Source organism: Vibrio sp. RC586 (assembly GCF_000176715.1).
Lineage (GTDB): Bacteria > Pseudomonadota > Gammaproteobacteria > Enterobacterales > Vibrionaceae > Vibrio.
Map to the genome: position 1 here is coordinate 143,949 of NZ_ADBD01000004.1, position 14,385 is coordinate 158,333.

The 14,385-nt window shown below is 44.8% G+C and carries 16 protein-coding genes; 6 read left to right on the forward strand and 10 right to left on the reverse strand.

The genetic code is table 11. The annotated features are described in order from the left end of the window. Positions 1-27: 27 nt before the first annotated feature. From VOA_RS15955 to VOA_RS15945, 3 genes are all read right to left on the reverse strand, one after another. The gene (locus VOA_RS15955) at positions 28-798 is read right to left on the reverse strand and encodes an ABC transporter permease (RefSeq protein ID WP_000284378.1); all 771 of its coding nucleotides are present in this window, start codon (positions 796-798) and stop codon (positions 28-30) included. 5 nt (positions 799-803) lie between these two features. Continuing rightward, positions 804-1,721, reverse strand: a complete 918-nt coding sequence (locus tag VOA_RS15950; RefSeq protein WP_000271059.1) for an ABC transporter ATP-binding protein — start codon at positions 1,719-1,721, stop codon at positions 804-806. 193 nt (positions 1,722-1,914) lie between these two features. Then, positions 1,915-3,567 carry a SulP family inorganic anion transporter gene (locus tag VOA_RS15945; protein ID WP_009355729.1) on the reverse strand — a complete coding sequence of 551 codons (1,653 nt, stop codon included), beginning with the start codon at positions 3,565-3,567 and terminating at the stop codon, positions 1,915-1,917. Positions 3,568-3,716: 149 nt separating this feature from the next. On the opposite strand from VOA_RS15945, the gene can reads away from it, so the two are divergent. Then, positions 3,717-4,385: a carbonate dehydratase gene (gene can / locus VOA_RS15940; protein ID WP_001114115.1), complete on the forward strand. Its 669-nt coding sequence runs from the start codon at positions 3,717-3,719 to the stop codon at positions 4,383-4,385. An 85-nt stretch (positions 4,386-4,470) separates the two neighbouring features. Here the strand turns inward: can and hpt are convergent, their stop codons facing one another. After that, positions 4,471-5,004 carry a hypoxanthine phosphoribosyltransferase gene (hpt, locus tag VOA_RS15935; RefSeq protein WP_000683345.1) on the reverse strand — a complete coding sequence of 178 codons (534 nt, stop codon included), beginning with the start codon at positions 5,002-5,004 and terminating at the stop codon, positions 4,471-4,473. 291 nt (positions 5,005-5,295) lie between these two features. Between hpt and hapR the strand changes: the two genes are divergently transcribed. Beyond that, positions 5,296-5,907 carry a quorum-sensing master transcriptional regulator HapR gene (hapR, locus tag VOA_RS15930; RefSeq protein ID WP_000340101.1) on the forward strand — a complete coding sequence of 204 codons (612 nt, stop codon included), beginning with the start codon at positions 5,296-5,298 and terminating at the stop codon, positions 5,905-5,907. Between the two features lie 77 nt (positions 5,908-5,984). Here the strand turns inward: hapR and rsmI are convergent, their stop codons facing one another. Then, positions 5,985-6,851, reverse strand: a complete 867-nt coding sequence (gene rsmI / locus VOA_RS15925) for a 16S rRNA (cytidine(1402)-2'-O)-methyltransferase (RefSeq protein ID WP_000131532.1) — start codon at positions 6,849-6,851, stop codon at positions 5,985-5,987. 69 nt (positions 6,852-6,920) lie between these two features. On the opposite strand from rsmI, the gene VOA_RS15920 reads away from it, so the two are divergent. Genes VOA_RS15920 through VOA_RS15905 form a run of 4 tightly spaced genes read left to right on the forward strand, consistent with a single transcriptional unit; the run spans position 6,921 to position 10,247 of the window. Next, entirely contained in the window at positions 6,921-8,726 is a 1,806-nt protein-coding gene (locus tag VOA_RS15920; RefSeq protein ID WP_001015486.1) for a penicillin-binding protein activator, read from the forward strand. Further along, positions 8,713-9,081, forward strand: a complete 369-nt coding sequence (locus VOA_RS15915; protein ID WP_032468139.1) for a YraN family protein — start codon at positions 8,713-8,715, stop codon at positions 9,079-9,081. Before VOA_RS15920 ends, VOA_RS15915 begins: the two co-directional genes overlap by 14 nt. A 3-nt stretch (positions 9,082-9,084) precedes the next feature. Further along, positions 9,085-9,675 (forward strand): phosphoheptose isomerase, encoded by a 591-nt coding sequence (locus VOA_RS15910; protein ID WP_000887295.1) that lies wholly within the window; start codon positions 9,085-9,087, stop codon positions 9,673-9,675. A 2-nt stretch (positions 9,676-9,677) separates the two neighbouring features. Beyond that, positions 9,678-10,247, forward strand: coding sequence for a BON domain-containing protein (locus tag VOA_RS15905; protein ID WP_000849471.1), 570 nt, complete (start codon positions 9,678-9,680; stop codon positions 10,245-10,247). Positions 10,248-10,321: 74 nt separating this feature from the next. On the opposite strand, the gene sspB is transcribed toward VOA_RS15905, so the two are convergent. From sspB to petA, 5 genes are all read right to left on the reverse strand, one after another. Next, positions 10,322-10,792 carry a ClpXP protease specificity-enhancing factor gene (gene sspB / locus VOA_RS15900; protein WP_000351075.1) on the reverse strand — a complete coding sequence of 157 codons (471 nt, stop codon included), beginning with the start codon at positions 10,790-10,792 and terminating at the stop codon, positions 10,322-10,324. A gap of 11 nt (positions 10,793-10,803) precedes the next feature. Further along, the gene (gene sspA / locus VOA_RS15895; RefSeq protein ID WP_000257307.1) at positions 10,804-11,439 is read right to left on the reverse strand and encodes a stringent starvation protein SspA; all 636 of its coding nucleotides are present in this window, start codon (positions 11,437-11,439) and stop codon (positions 10,804-10,806) included. A gap of 99 nt (positions 11,440-11,538) precedes the next feature. Next, positions 11,539-12,276 (reverse strand): cytochrome c1, encoded by a 738-nt coding sequence (locus VOA_RS15890; RefSeq protein ID WP_000758878.1) that lies wholly within the window; start codon positions 12,274-12,276, stop codon positions 11,539-11,541. Beyond that, the gene (locus VOA_RS15885; RefSeq protein ID WP_001148349.1) at positions 12,273-13,538 is read right to left on the reverse strand and encodes a cytochrome b; all 1,266 of its coding nucleotides are present in this window, start codon (positions 13,536-13,538) and stop codon (positions 12,273-12,275) included. The genes VOA_RS15890 and VOA_RS15885 overlap by 4 nt, the downstream gene beginning before the upstream one ends. Beyond that, positions 13,538-14,131 carry a ubiquinol-cytochrome c reductase iron-sulfur subunit gene (gene petA / locus VOA_RS15880; RefSeq protein WP_000063597.1) on the reverse strand — a complete coding sequence of 198 codons (594 nt, stop codon included), beginning with the start codon at positions 14,129-14,131 and terminating at the stop codon, positions 13,538-13,540. Before petA ends, VOA_RS15885 begins: the two co-directional genes overlap by 1 nt. Positions 14,132-14,385 lie beyond the last annotated feature (254 nt).

The following is a 14,385-nucleotide window of genomic DNA, read 5'->3' on the forward strand; positions in this document are numbered from 1 at the left end:
GACCTTTTTTATCTCTATTGGCTCAAGTTAGCTGCGTAGCCCTTTGCCTTTGGTCACCAAATAATGCGCCACACCGTACAACGCCACCACAAAGGCCATTAACACGGCAAACGAAGTCGTGATATTCACATCCGATACACCGAGGAAACCGTAACGGAACGCATTGACCATGTAGACGATGGGATTGATCTTCGATACCCCCTGCCAAAACTCAGGCAGCAAGCTGATCGAATAAAACACTCCACCGAGGTAAGTCAGCGGCGTGAGGACAAAGGTCGGAACAATCGAGATGTCATCGAAAGTTTTGGCAAACACCGCGTTAATCAACCCACCAAGAGAAAACACCACTGACGTTAAAAATACGGTCGCAATAATGATGCCCCAATGATCGACTTTTAGATCAACAAATAACAGTGATACCACTGTCACCATCGCGCCAACTAACAGACCACGTGCGACCCCGCCCATCACGTAACCGGCGATAATCACGTAGTTTGGCACCGGAGCCACCAACAGCTCTTCAATGTTCTTTTGAAACTTAGAGCTAAAGAAAGACGACGCCACATTGGAATAAGAGTTGGTGATCACCGACATCATGATGAGGCCCGGCACGATATATTCCATGTAGCTAAAACCGTTCATTTCACCGATTCGAGAGCCAATCAAGTTACCAAAAATGATGAAGTAAAGCGTCATAGTGATGGCTGGTGGAACCAAAGTTTGTACCCAAATACGGGTAAAACGATTAATTTCTTTACCCAACAGACTGCAAAATGCCGTCCAATAAATTTGATACATGCTGATTAACCTCGCTTACCACTATTCACTATGCTGACAAACAGCTCTTCCAAACGGTTTACTTTGTTGCGCATGGAAAGGACCTTTACCCCTTGCTCTGTGAGTTGGGTAAACACATGGTTGATCCCTTGGCTTTTTTCTAATTCGATTTCCAACGAGCCTTCCACCATCTGTTGCTTCACAACACCTTGCAATGGCGCAATGGTTTCGGTGCCATCGATATCCAACACGAAGGTTTCGACATGCAGCTTACCCAACAGAGATTTCATGGTGGTGTTTTCTATCAGCTCGCCGCGTTGAATGATGCCAATGTGGCGACAGAGCATTTCCGCTTCTTCGAGATAATGAGTGGTGAGAATAATCGTCACCCCTTGCGCGTTAATCTGCTTGAGAAACTCCCACATGGAGCGGCGCAGTTCGATATCGACTCCCGCCGTTGGCTCATCAAGGATCAGCAGTTGCGGTTCATGCATTAAAGCGCGCGCAATCATCAAACGGCGTTTCATACCGCCGGAGAGATTTCTGGCTCGTTCGCTGCGTTTTTCCCACAAATCGAGTTGAGTCAGGTACTTTTTTGCACGCTCTTTGGCTAACGCTTTAGGCACACCGTAGTAACCCGCTTGCTGAAGTACGATCTGCTCAACCGTTTCAAACGGGTTAAAGTTAAACTCCTGCGGCACTAAGCCGAGCTGCTGTTTGGCGAGTTCAAGCTGTGAATCCAGATCGTAACCAAACACGGTCACCTTGCCGGATGTTTTGTTGACCAGTGATGAAATGATACCAATCGTGGTCGATTTACCTGCCCCGTTTGGCCCCAGCAGAGCGTAAAAATCGCCTTTTTTGACTTGCAGACTAATACCTTTGAGCGCTTCAAAGCCACCTGCGTAAGTTTTTTTAAGTTGTTCTATTTCCAGTGCGTACATGGCAGAAACCTTGTTATCAATAACAACCACGATGTTGCGCTTTTATGGCGTTTTTTCAACCCTTTATTGGCTAAGGGCAATCATTAATACAGAAATAGCTAATATAGGTTTCCAGTTCATTCAAACGTCTTGAGACAAAAGTGCCGCATCACTGCGGCACTTTACCTGACGATTTATAGGCTATTTCTATTTATCACTCACTAACCGTGACCTGTTTTACCGCCGCATTAAGCGCTTCATAGCGGAAAGTAAACATGTTCTGATCAGGTACCAAGTCGATGACATGGAATTTCTCTAACTCCGCACGAGTTTTCTCATTTGGACAAAGCAAATAGACTTCACAATTTGCTTCCTGAGCATCGCGAATCGCGTTTTCTAGCGCCAAGCCAACAGTGACATCAATCATAGGCACATCCGTGAGATCGAGGATCATCGCTTGATACTGATCAACACTGCTGTGCTGGCGAGTAATGGCTTTCGACACACTGAAAATCATCGGCCCCGACAGATAGAAAAACAGCACCTTGCCATTGGCTTTATCGAGCAATTTACGCTCACTCTCCGTCAGTGGAACATCATCATCGTCCGCATCACTGATCGCCTTCACTTGACGAGCTTGCTCTCGGCTTAAACGCTCAATCACCAAAATATTGGAGATAAACACTCCCAGCCCCACAGCCACAATCAAATCAACAAACACGGTCAACAGCATCACACCGTACATGATGGCCATGCCTTGTATGCTGATTTTGTGCGCTCGTTGGATAAAAGCCCAGTCGAGAATATTCACCCCGACATACACCGCGATACCAGCCAACACAGCCATTGGAATAGGCTCGGTTAAACCGCCAGCAACCAAAACCACCAGCGCCAACATTAAAGCACGAGTCACTCCAGACAATGGAGAGCGAGCGCCCACTTGAATGTTGGTCACGGTGCCCATAGTGGCACCGGCACCAGGTAAAGCACCAAATAACCCCGCCACCATATTAGCCATGCCCTGTCCTTGCAATTCGCGATCGGAATCATGCTCCTTACGAGTTAACGAATCGCCAATCACCGCGGTTAACAGCGTATCAATACAGCCCAAAGTGCCAAGCACTAGAGCATCAATCACCATAGTCACGAAAATTTCACTAGTGAAAGTGGGGATGACGATACTTGGCAAACCAGCTGGGATCTCTCCAATCCGCCGAATATCGTCAGTATCAAAGAAAATGACCGAAAACAGCGTTACCGCCACCAGTGCCACCAACTGTGCGGGGACTTGTTTGCGGTATTTTTGTGGTAAAAAAAACAAAATTCCGAGTGTCAGTAACCCTAAAAACAGCTCACTGAACTTTAGATTAGCCAACAACTCAGGTAATGCGGAAAGTGTTCCCACAACGCCACCGCCCGGCGAAGGATGCCCAAGCAGTGGGGAAAGTTGCAAAATGATCAGAATTACCCCGATACCAGACATAAAGCCTGATACCACACTGTAAGGCATGAGCGTGATGTATTTTCCGAGTTTGAGCGTACCGAGCAGAATCTGAAACGCCCCCGCCATCATGACGACTGTAAACGCGATGGCCGCACCAGATTCAGGATAGCGTGACACCATGGTGGTCAGTATCGCCGTCATAATTACTGTCATTGGTCCAGTTGGTTCTGAAATCAGCGTTGAAGAGCCACCAAACAAGGCAGCAAATAAACCAACGAGTATCGCACCCCATAAGCCAGCTTCGGCTCCAGCACCAGAAGCCACACCAAATGCTAGCGCCAATGGCAGTGAGATAATCGCTGTTGTTACCCCACCAAACAGGTCACCACGTAAATTAAGATCCGCAAACCGAGCTTGAAACACGTCCATTCCCCTCTAGATGTCATCCAATGACGCCTAGTTTATGATGAATGTTGTAAAAACACGTCAGATGAGTTAATCAGAAAGTAAATTAAATGAGCTTGAATTTGTAACATTGTGTATATTGTTGGCAATCAATTAAGGGAAGTAAGATGCCAGAAATTAAACAACTTTTTGAGAACAACTCAAAATGGTCTGAGTCGATCAAAGCTGAAAGTCCGGAATACTTTGCCAAGCTAGCCAAAGGGCAAAATCCGGATTTTTTATGGATTGGATGTGCCGACAGTCGAGTTCCTGCTGAACGTTTAACGGGCCTGTATTCTGGTGAACTGTTTGTGCACCGCAATGTGGCTAATCAGGTGATCCACACTGACCTTAACTGTTTATCGGTGGTTCAGTACGCGGTTGATGTGCTGCAAGTCAAACACATCATTGTCTGTGGTCACTATGGATGTGGTGGTGTTACCGCTGCCATCGATAATCCACAGCTCGGCTTAATCAATAACTGGCTACTGCATATTCGCGATTACTACCTTAAACATCGTGAATATCTCGATCAAATGCCTGCTGCAGATCGCTCCGACAAACTGGCTGAAATCAACGTTGCCGAGCAAGTGTACAACTTAGCCAACTCAACAATACTGCAAAACGCATGGGAACGCGGGCAAGCGGTAGAAGTGCACGGTTTTGTTTACGGGATAGAAGATGGTCGATTGGAATATCTCGGCGTACGCTGCGCTTCAAGAGCCGCCGTTGAAGATAACTATCACAAAGCGTTAGAGATGATCCTCAATCCTGAACATCGCTTGCTGTGTCGCTAGTGTTTTCTACTGCTAGGTAAGAATGACAACGCCCACGTAGCCGTGGGCGTTTTTATAAACTAAATTTTTAGCCGTGGCATTACATTTATTCAGCTAAAGGAACCACTTTGCCAATGTAAGGTAAATGACGATATTTCTGCGCGTAATCGATACCAATACCCACCACAAATTCATCTGGAATTTCAAAACCTACCCAGTTCACTTCTACATCGACTTCACGGCGAGTCGGCTTATCCAACAAAGTACAAATGCGGATCGACTTCGGCTCACGCAACGTCAGTATCTCTTTTACTTTATTGAGGGTGTTACCAGTATCGATAATGTCTTCTACTAAGAGCACATCTTTACCTTTGATATCATCGTCGAGATCTTTCAGGATGCGTACATCACGTGAACTTTCCATGCTATTGCCGTAGCTAGAAGCAGTCATAAAGTCGACTTGATGAGTCAAATGAATTTGACGAGCAAGATCCGCCATAAAAACAAAGGAACCACGAAGCAATCCGACCAAGACTAAATCTGCGCTGCCTTGATAATGCTCAGTGATCTGTTGGCCTAATTCACGAATGCGTTTGGCGACTTCCTGCTCAGAAATCATGACTTCAACTGTGTGTTTCATACCATTCTCGTTGTGTTGGGCGATGTCAGCATCGCTGACTTTGGTGGCGCGTATAGTAACACCTCACTCAGATCCTGTTAATCGTTTCCCTGTACCTACCGCCTTGTTATGCGCCAGCTCAATAAAACAAACTGAAACAACTGATAATTAACATAAGTGAACACTTTTCAATCAGCAAAGATTGACCTTGCTAATATGCACCATTACACTCATAGGGCTTTAAGAAGCAACTAACAAAATAATCATTAGAGCAAAATGCTCAAACAACTCAATTGGCAAGGATATTTACCTATGGACGCATCAATCGAAAAACGCCCCCGGACTCGGCTATCACCTCAAAAACGCAAACTACAGTTAATGGAAATCGCATTAGAAGTGTTTGCAACACGTGGGATTGGCCGTGGTGGTCACGCTGACATCGCGGAGATTGCACAAGTCTCCGTTGCTACTGTCTTCAACTACTTCCCGACTCGAGAAGATCTGGTCGACGATGTACTCAACTTTGTGGTTCGCCAATATTCCAACTTCCTCACCGATCACATTGATCTGGATTTGGATGTTAAAAGCAACCTACAGACTCTGTGCAAAGAGATGGTGAAATTGGCAATGACCGATTGCCACTGGCTCAAAGTATGGTTTGAATGGAGTGCTTCAACACGGGATGAGGTATGGCCGCTGTTTGTTTCTACCAACCGCACCAATCAACTTCTGATCAAAAACATGTTCATTAAAGCCATGGAAAGAGGTGAATTGTGTGAAAAACATGATGTAGAGAATATGGCAAGTCTGTTCCACGGCATCTTCTACTCCATCTTCCTACAAGTGAATCGCTTAGGCGAGCAGGAAGCGGTGTACAAGTTGGTCGATAGCTACCTCAATATGCTGTGTATCTATAAGAACTAGTTTTTGCACTATCAAACAATACTTAGGGCGCCTCAAGCGCCCTTTTTATTGTTACCTTGATGAGGCTGGATGATTCTTTATTCGCCCAGATTATCCAAACCCCATTTATACAATGCATTCTTTTTCAACTGGTGAATTTCAGCCACTAAAGCAGCCGCTTTTTTCAATGGCAGCTCTTTAGTCAAAATAGCTAGAGTGCGTAGAGCATCATCAGGGAGCTCTTGCTCCGCCTTATCACGGTATCCATGTACCAGTAACACCATCTCACCTTTTTTGCGGTTATCATCTTCAGCGATCCAATCAATCAACTCAGCCAAAGGCATTCCTTGAATAGTTTCAAAGGTCTTGGTCAATTCACGCGCCAATACTACCTCGCGCTCGCCACCGAGAACTTCTAACATATCTTGCAGTGACTCGCAGATCCGATGTGGCGATTCATAAAAAATACACGTACGCGCTACTTTGGCTATCTCTAACAGTTTATCTTTGCGTGCTTTGCTTTTCGCAGGTAAAAAACCTTCAAAACTAAAGCTATCAGATGGAAGGCCAGAAGCGCTGAGTGCTGTGGTCACTGCACATGGGCCAGGAAGTGGCACAACTTTAACGCCGGCTTGACGACATTGAGTGACTAAATGGTAACCTGGATCGCTGATCAGAGGTGTACCCGCATCGGAGACCAGTGCAATTGACAGACCAGATAACAGTTTATCCACTAATATCTGTGCCTTTTGCTGTTCGTTATGGTCATGCAGCGCAAAGGTTTTGGTGGAAATGTTAAAATGCGCTAACAATTTACCTGTATGACGCGTATCTTCAGCAGCAATCATATCGACACTGGCTAGTACATCTAATGCTCGTTGTGTGATGTCACCCAGATTTCCAATTGGGGTTGGGACAATATAAAGAGTTGGAGCACCATTTGGTGCGGATTTATTATCTGTCATTTGTTTACCATCACATCAACGATTAATATAGAGACAATTTTACACGGACTAACGAAAGAACTCATGGCTATGAACCACCATCAGCGACGCAGTGTACCACGCTTACTCACTCCGATTGCATTATCAATCGTGTTATCAGCTTGTTCGACTCAACCTTCGTCACCGGATGTGGTCGATATTACCGCTCAACCGCTCTTAACGGCCCAAACCTATTTGATGCGAGCCGACTCCACTCAAGGCTCTCAACAAAATGACTGGTTGATCATGGCGCTAAAAGCAGCCATTGAAGAAAACAATCCCGACCAGGCTCAACTATTAGTAATGCGACTTGCCAAACAGCCGCTTACCCCAACTCAACAAGCACAATGGCAGTTACTGCGAGCTCAGTTACTAGTGAATGCTGAGCAGTATCAAGACGCACTTGACCAACTCAATTTCCAAGCAAATTGGTCATTGCCACAAGCTCAATGGCAACAGTACCACCAGTTACGTGCAGATATCTTTACTGCGCTCGATCGCTCCTTTGATTCGACTCGAGAGTTGGTCGCTCTGTATGCCATGGCATCAAGCAAAGAACAAGAAGCCTTGGCCGATCAAATCTGGGCCAATTTAAACCACTACTCGGCAAGCAAAGTAATCAAGCTTTCTGCAGAGCCAGGCGAAGCTGAATTGGATGGTTGGTTGCAACTGACTATCTACATGAAAACACTGGGCAGTGATTTGCCTCAGTTAAAGAACACCTTGGAAAAATGGTTAACAGAAAATCCACAGCACCCCGCTGCGATTTATACCCCGAAAGCAATCTCAGATATTTTAGCGTTGGAAATCGTCAAACCGGTTCAAACCGCACTTTTACTTCCTTTAACGGGTAAGTTTGCCAAACAGGCTGAATTTATTCGGGATGGTTTTGTATTCGCAATGATGAACGATCCAGACCGCCGACCAGAAGCTACTCTTACCATTATTGATACCAATGCAGAAACCTTGGAATCTGTCGATGCCATCCTCACCAACAAACAGATCGATTTTGTTGTTGGTCCGCTGATTAAAAGTAACATCGAAAAGCTACAGCAATTCCAACAAAGCCGTGGCCAAACGATCCCAACGTTAGCACTCAATATCCCTGATCAAATTGATCCTGCAGCAGGAACATGCTATCTCGCCTTATCGCCAGAACAAGAAGTTGCACAAGCCGCTAAACATCTGTTTACTCAGGGCTATCGTTACCCACTGATCCTCGCACCACAAAATAGCTACGGTGAACGTGTGGTCGAAGCGTTTAATGAAGAATGGCGTCGCTACAGCAAGAATAAAGTGGCGGTAAACCTGTTTGGTGATAAACGCCAATTACAGCGCAACATCAACTCGGTTTTTGGCTTGCAAGATAGTCAACAAAACATTGCGCAAATGGAATCTTTGTTAGGCATGGGGCTGGAAAGCCAGCCACGTAGTCGTCGTGATATTGATGCGGTGTATATCGTGGCCAATAGTTCAGAACTGACTTTGATCAAACCATTTATCGAAGTCGCGATTAACCCAGATACTCGTCCGCCTAAACTGTTTTCTAACTCAAACAGCAATACAGGGGGTCGTCAATACGAAGACTTATCCGGCGTAACATACAGTGATATTCCTCTGCTTGTTCACCCAACGCCAAGCCTTAAAGAGCAACTGACTCAAATCTGGCCTGAAAGCTCGAATGCAGAGCGTCGTTTGCAAGCACTAGGCATGGATGCTTACCGACTGATGGTGGAACTTCCACAGATGAAAATCGTCGAAGGATATAACATTGAAGGTCAGACCGGTGTACTGAGTATTGATGATCAGTGTGTAGTTCAGCGGGAAATCAGTTGGGCAGAGTATAGTGTTCGCTAACACTCGACAGCAAGGCAGTTACTATGAACAAATGGCGGCGGAGTATCTTCGCCGCCAAGGGCTCACTTTCATCACACACAATGCTAATTATCACCTCGGTGAATTGGATTTGGTGATGCGTGATGGGACCACCTTAGTCTTTGTAGAAGTGAGATACCGAGCCAGTACAAATCATGGTCACGCAGCTGAAACCATCACTCGATCCAAGCAAGCTCGCTTGATCAAAGCAGCGAATTGTTGGATGCTCGCTAACAAGATTAATAGTCACAGTGCGGATTTCCGATTTGATATTGTTGCCATTCACCAAGCAGGGCAACAGATCGAATGGTTAAAAAACGCTATTACTGAAGGATAAACAATGCTCGACAGCATTAAAGACAGTTTTACAGAAAGCATTCAAATTCAAATCGCAGCAGCCGAAGCACTGCCTGATGCCATAATGCATGCAGCACAAGCCATGGTTGCTAGCTTGCTCAACGGCCACAAAATTCTTTGCTGTGGCAACGGTGGCTCATCTGTCAATGCACAACAATTTGTTTCTTGCCTTCTTAATCGCTTTGAAACCGAGCGCCCAAGCTTACCCGGAATGGCTCTTACTGCAGATAACACTACATTAACAGCAGTTGCTAACGACTATCACTATCAAGAAATCTTCTCTAAGCAAGTACGAGCTTTTGGCCAACCTGGAGATATCCTACTAGCCATTTCAACAAGTGGTAATAGCAAAAACATCATCAAAGCGATGGAAGCAGCCGTAACCCGCGATATGACCATCATTGCCTTAACCGGTAAAGATGGTGGTGAAATGGCCGGATTACTTGGCGAAAATGATGTAGAGATCCGTATACCATCACACCGCACTGCACGCATCCATGAAGTACATATGGTGACACTGCACTGTCTGTGCGATTTGATTGACCAAGTGTTATTCCCAGCTCATGAGGAATGATCATGAAAACTATTAGACTACTTATCCTTTCCAGCTTGTTATTCACTCTTACTGGATGTGCAGGGCTATTTATTGCAGGAGCAGCAACAACAGCCAATATCGTCACCGACCCACGCAGCACTCAGGAAATTTGGCAAGATAACAACGCTGAGTTAGAGGTAGCAGGGCTTGCTAATAAAGAGCCCTATCGCAAAGATACCCGCATTTCTGCTGTCTCTTATCGAGGAACCGTTGTATTACTTGGACAATCCCGTAACGATGCAACGTTAGAGCAATTTATCGACCAAGCACGCCAACTCAAAGGAGTGAAAGAATTGCACAATCAAGTGCAAATTAAGGCTCCCCTTTCCGTTGGTGAAATTAGTAACGACAGTTGGATCACCACTAAAGTTAAATCAGCATTACTTACAAAATCAGAATTAAACGGCATTAAAATCAAGGTAGTGACTGAAGATCGTGTGGTTTACCTGTTTGGATACGTTTCAGCTGAACATGCGGATATCGCGATCGATGTAGCCAGAAACATCATCGGCGTAAAACAAGTCGTAAAAGCCTTCGAATACGCTCAGTGAATTAATAAGCCATAAATTACACATAAAAGAAATGGCAGCGATCATCGCTGCCATTTTACATTACATCTATGTGCTTACTTAATCACTCGCAAACTAGGCTTACCTTTAGGTCGTGGCGCTTCCTCATCACTAGAATGATCATTACCTAAACCATTCTCTACCTCAATCAGAGGAGCATCTGAGTCTAATTCTTCAGAAAACTCCATCATATCGAGGTAAGCAGGCTCAGGCTCAAACATAGTGCCAGCTCCATTTTCACGGGCATAAATGGCTTGTACCGCATAAATCGGTACAATTACTAAATGAGGACGCCCACCGAAGCGAGCATTAAATGTCACTTCCTCATTACCGAGCTCTAAATGCCCCACCGCACGTGGTGCCACATTAAGAATGATCTGACCATCTTGAACATATTCAAGTGGCACTTTCACACCAGGAAGCATAGCATCCACGACTAAATGTGGTGTAAGTTCGTTTTCCAACAGCCAATCGTAAAATGCGCGTAACAAATAAGGTCGGCGCGGAGTCATTTGACCAATATCCATTCCAGCATCCATTAACGTGCCAGACGCATCTCGCGCTCTGCTTCTGTGAGTGAAGCAAGGAATGAATCACGTTCAAATACACGATTCATATACACTTTCAACTCTTTAGAACCAGGACCAATTAGATCAATGCCAAGAACAGGTAAACGCCATAATAGTGGAGCTAAGTAGCAATCAATCAAGCTGAACTCTTCACTCATGAAGTATTCATACTCAGCAAATACAGGACCAAGCGTCAATAAATCATTACGCAGCTTATTACGTGCATTCTCTGCAACTTCAGGTGAACCATTCACCACTTTTTCCGCCAGTGAATACCAGTTTCTTTCGATACGGTAGATCATTAAACGGCTGTTACCACGTGCAACTGGGTAAACAGGCATCAGCGGTGGATGAGGGAAACGTTCATCCAGATATTCCATGATGATCTTTGAGTCATACAGAGCAAGCTCACGATCAACCAGTGTTGGAACCGTCTTATAAGGATTCAGCTCAATCAGCTCTGCAGGAAGGTTGCTTTCATCAACCAGCTCCACTTCAAAACTGACGCCTTTTTCAGCTAAAACAATGCGAACCTGATGGCTATACATGTCAGATGCACTTGAAAACAGAGTCATCACAGAACGTTTGTTGGCAGCTACAGCCATGGAGCCCTCCAGTACATATACGGATACAAAAAATCAATGGAGGCTTAAGCCTCCACTGATGAGTTAACAATCGGGAATTAGCGCAACATAATAGCACAATTAGTGCACATCACGCCAATACTCTTTCTTGAGCGCAACAACCACGATAGTGAGGATGACTAGGAAAGCCATTGCCCACCAGCCTAAGTTTTGGCGCTCAAGCTTCATCGGCTCACCGGAATATTCCAAGAAGTTCACTAAATCACGCACTGCTTGGTTATATTCTCCTTCACTCAGCTCACCATTACCACGAGACTTAACCCCAACAACATGTTGAACTTCAACACCATCAACCATTTTTGTCTCAACAATAGGCTCTGGTGTCCCCTGAAGCTCTTCTAATACATGCGGCATACCTACACTTGGGAAAACGATGTTGTTCACACCGAATGGTCGTGAAGGGTCAGTATAGAAAGAGCGCAGATAGGTGTATAACCAATCCGATCCACGCACACGTGCAACCAGTGTTAAATCGGGTGGTGGCGCACCAAACCATTTCGCAGCAGATTTATCTGGAATCGCATTTTCCATCAATTCGCCGATTTTGGTCTGAGGATTGAAAATAAGATTGTCCTTCATCAAGTCTAAGGGAATGCCGAGATCGTTCGCTACTCGTTCATAACGTTGATACTGAGTAGAGTGGCAACCAAAACAATAGTTCATAAATAGTTTGGCACCATTTTGCAACGATGCTTGATCAGTTAAATCGTTATTCGCTTTATCTAAATGCACATTTGCCCCAGCAGCCATAACCAGCGATGGCAGCATAGCAAACAAAACTACAATCCATTTTTTCATTTGTATGTCACCCTTGTTGGTAATGGCTTGGTCGCTTCATTTTTGCTGTAGATGAAAAGCAATACAAAGAACATGAAGTAACCCAAGCTAAAGATTCGTGCCAGTAAGGTATAGGTTGGTGTAGCAGGTAAAGCCCCAAGTACACCCAATGCAATGAAACAAACGGTAAATTGTGCAATGTTAATGAGATGCAACTTACTACGATAACGATAAGAACGCACTTTACAACGATCTAACCAAGGCAATAGGAACAGAACAACTATTGACGCTCCCATCGCAATAACGCCCAACAACTTATCTGGAACCGCACGCAAAATTGCGTAAAACGGCGTGAAATACCAAACAGGCGCAATATGAGCAGGCGTTTTTAGCGGGTTAGCCGCTTCAAAGTTGGGCGGTTCAAGGAAGTATCCACCCATTTCTGGATTAAAGAACAGCACATAGCAGAATAGGAACAAGAAACCAGCGACACCAACTAAGTCTTTCACCGTGCCATAAGGATGGAACGGGACAGAGTCGATAATGTCGTATTTTTTGGTGTAATAACTATGGAACTTGAACTGCGTTTCGTAACCGTCCCCCATTGAACCTTTCGGCAGTTTTGTATCAATACCATCAGGGTTGTTTGAGCCGACCTCATGTAGTGCCAAAATATGTAATACAATCAACAGCAATAACACAATTGGCAACGCGATCACGTGCAACGCAAAGAAACGGTTCAATGTTGCGCCAGAAATAACGTAGTCACCACGAATCCATAGTGTTAAATCATCACCGATAACAGGAATTGCACCAAATAGTGAAATGATAACCTGCGCGCCCCAATAAGACATTTGTCCCCAAGGTAGCAAGTAGCCCATAAAAGCTTCTGCCATCAGCACGAGGAATATCAACATACCAAAAAGCCACAATAGTTCACGAGGCTTCTGGTATGAACCGTAAATCAAGCCACGGAACATATGCAGGTAAACCACCACGAAAAATGCAGATGCACCCGTTGAGTGCATATATCGTAGCAACCAACCGTACTCAACATCACGCATGATGTATTCAACAGAAGCAAATGCCCCTTCACCAGAAGGGACATAATTCATCGTTAACCAGATACCCGTTAGGATTTGGTTAACTAAGACCAACATCGCCAGAGAACCAAACAGATACCAAAAATTAAAGTTCTTTGGCATTGGGTACTCAGAAAGGTGCTTTTTATACGCATTCATTGCCGGTAGGCGTTTTTCTACCCAATCAAGTAGAGCTTGCATTATGCCTCCCCTGTCTCATCAAGACCGATGACAATTTTGGTCTCTGTGAGATACATATGTTTTGGAATGACCAAGTTAAGTGGAGCAGGAACACCTTGAAATACGCGACCTGCCATATCAAACTTCGAGCCATGACATGGACAGAAGAAACCTGATTTCACCCCTTGAACTTGCTCACTAAAAGAGTCAGGAAGATAAGTTGGAGAGCACCCAAGGTGAGTACAGATGCCGACGGCAATAAAGTATTCAGGCTTAATAGAACGATAACCATTCTGAGCATAGCTAGGCTGTTGTTCTTCTTGAGAAGAAGGATCACGAAGTTGGTTATCATGTTCTTTGAGAGCATCAACCACTGACTGTGCTCGACGAACTACCCAAACAGGCTTTCCACGCCATTCAACACGAACCATTTGCCCTTCTTCGAGTTTGCTAACATCAACCTCGACAGGGGCTCCGGCAGCTTTTGCCTTGGCACTAGGATTCCATGATTTAATAAAAGGTACAGCGACCGCGACAGCTCCTAACCCACCGACAACAGCCGTTGTGGCAGTAAGAAATCGTCTGCGACCTTGATTTAGAGGCGCATTACTCATCCAGACATTCTCCCATTTGCTCCTTATGGATCCTGCTTATTCCGTTAAAGAGCAAGGCTAACAAACACGAGTTTATTTTGTATTTATTTGATAGCAAATGATAAATAAAACCCTACTTTTTGACAAGATAAAGCTACCTTTCTGTAACATTCGTCAATTCAAATCGTTTGTGGCATCACAAAAGGAACAACTTATTTATCATGTACCCGAAAGAGAATAGAGCAAAGTCTCGTGAGGTGATTAAAGCGCATAAA

Excerpts from the sequence above, each read along its gene's own strand:
- hapR (WP_000340101.1), top strand. The coding sequence starts at position 5,296 with ATGGACGCATCAATCGAAAAACGCCCCCGGACTCGGCTATCACCTCAA.
- VOA_RS15905 (WP_000849471.1), top strand. The coding sequence starts at position 9,678 with ATGAAAACTATTAGACTACTTATCCTTTCCAGCTTGTTATTCACTCTT.
- VOA_RS15890 (WP_000758878.1), bottom strand. The coding sequence starts at position 12,276 with ATGAAAAAATGGATTGTAGTTTTGTTTGCTATGCTGCCATCGCTGGTT.
- VOA_RS15950 (WP_000271059.1), bottom strand. The coding sequence starts at position 1,721 with ATGTACGCACTGGAAATAGAACAACTTAAAAAAACTTACGCAGGTGGC.
- VOA_RS15955 (WP_000284378.1), bottom strand. The coding sequence starts at position 798 with ATGTATCAAATTTATTGGACGGCATTTTGCAGTCTGTTGGGTAAAGAA.
- hpt (WP_000683345.1), bottom strand. The coding sequence starts at position 5,004 with ATGAAACACACAGTTGAAGTCATGATTTCTGAGCAGGAAGTCGCCAAA.
- rsmI (WP_000131532.1), bottom strand. The coding sequence starts at position 6,851 with ATGACAGATAATAAATCCGCACCAAATGGTGCTCCAACTCTTTATATT.
- VOA_RS15910 (WP_000887295.1), top strand. The coding sequence starts at position 9,085 with ATGCTCGACAGCATTAAAGACAGTTTTACAGAAAGCATTCAAATTCAA.
- VOA_RS15920 (WP_001015486.1), top strand. The coding sequence starts at position 6,921 with ATGAACCACCATCAGCGACGCAGTGTACCACGCTTACTCACTCCGATT.
- VOA_RS15885 (WP_001148349.1), bottom strand. The coding sequence starts at position 13,538 with ATGCAAGCTCTACTTGATTGGGTAGAAAAACGCCTACCGGCAATGAAT.
- petA (WP_000063597.1), bottom strand. The coding sequence starts at position 14,131 with ATGAGTAATGCGCCTCTAAATCAAGGTCGCAGACGATTTCTTACTGCC.
- sspA (WP_000257307.1), bottom strand. The coding sequence starts at position 11,439 with ATGGCTGTAGCTGCCAACAAACGTTCTGTGATGACTCTGTTTTCAAGT.
- sspB (WP_000351075.1), bottom strand. The coding sequence starts at position 10,792 with ATGGATATTGGTCAAATGACTCCGCGCCGACCTTATTTGTTACGCGCA.
- can (WP_001114115.1), top strand. The coding sequence starts at position 3,717 with ATGCCAGAAATTAAACAACTTTTTGAGAACAACTCAAAATGGTCTGAG.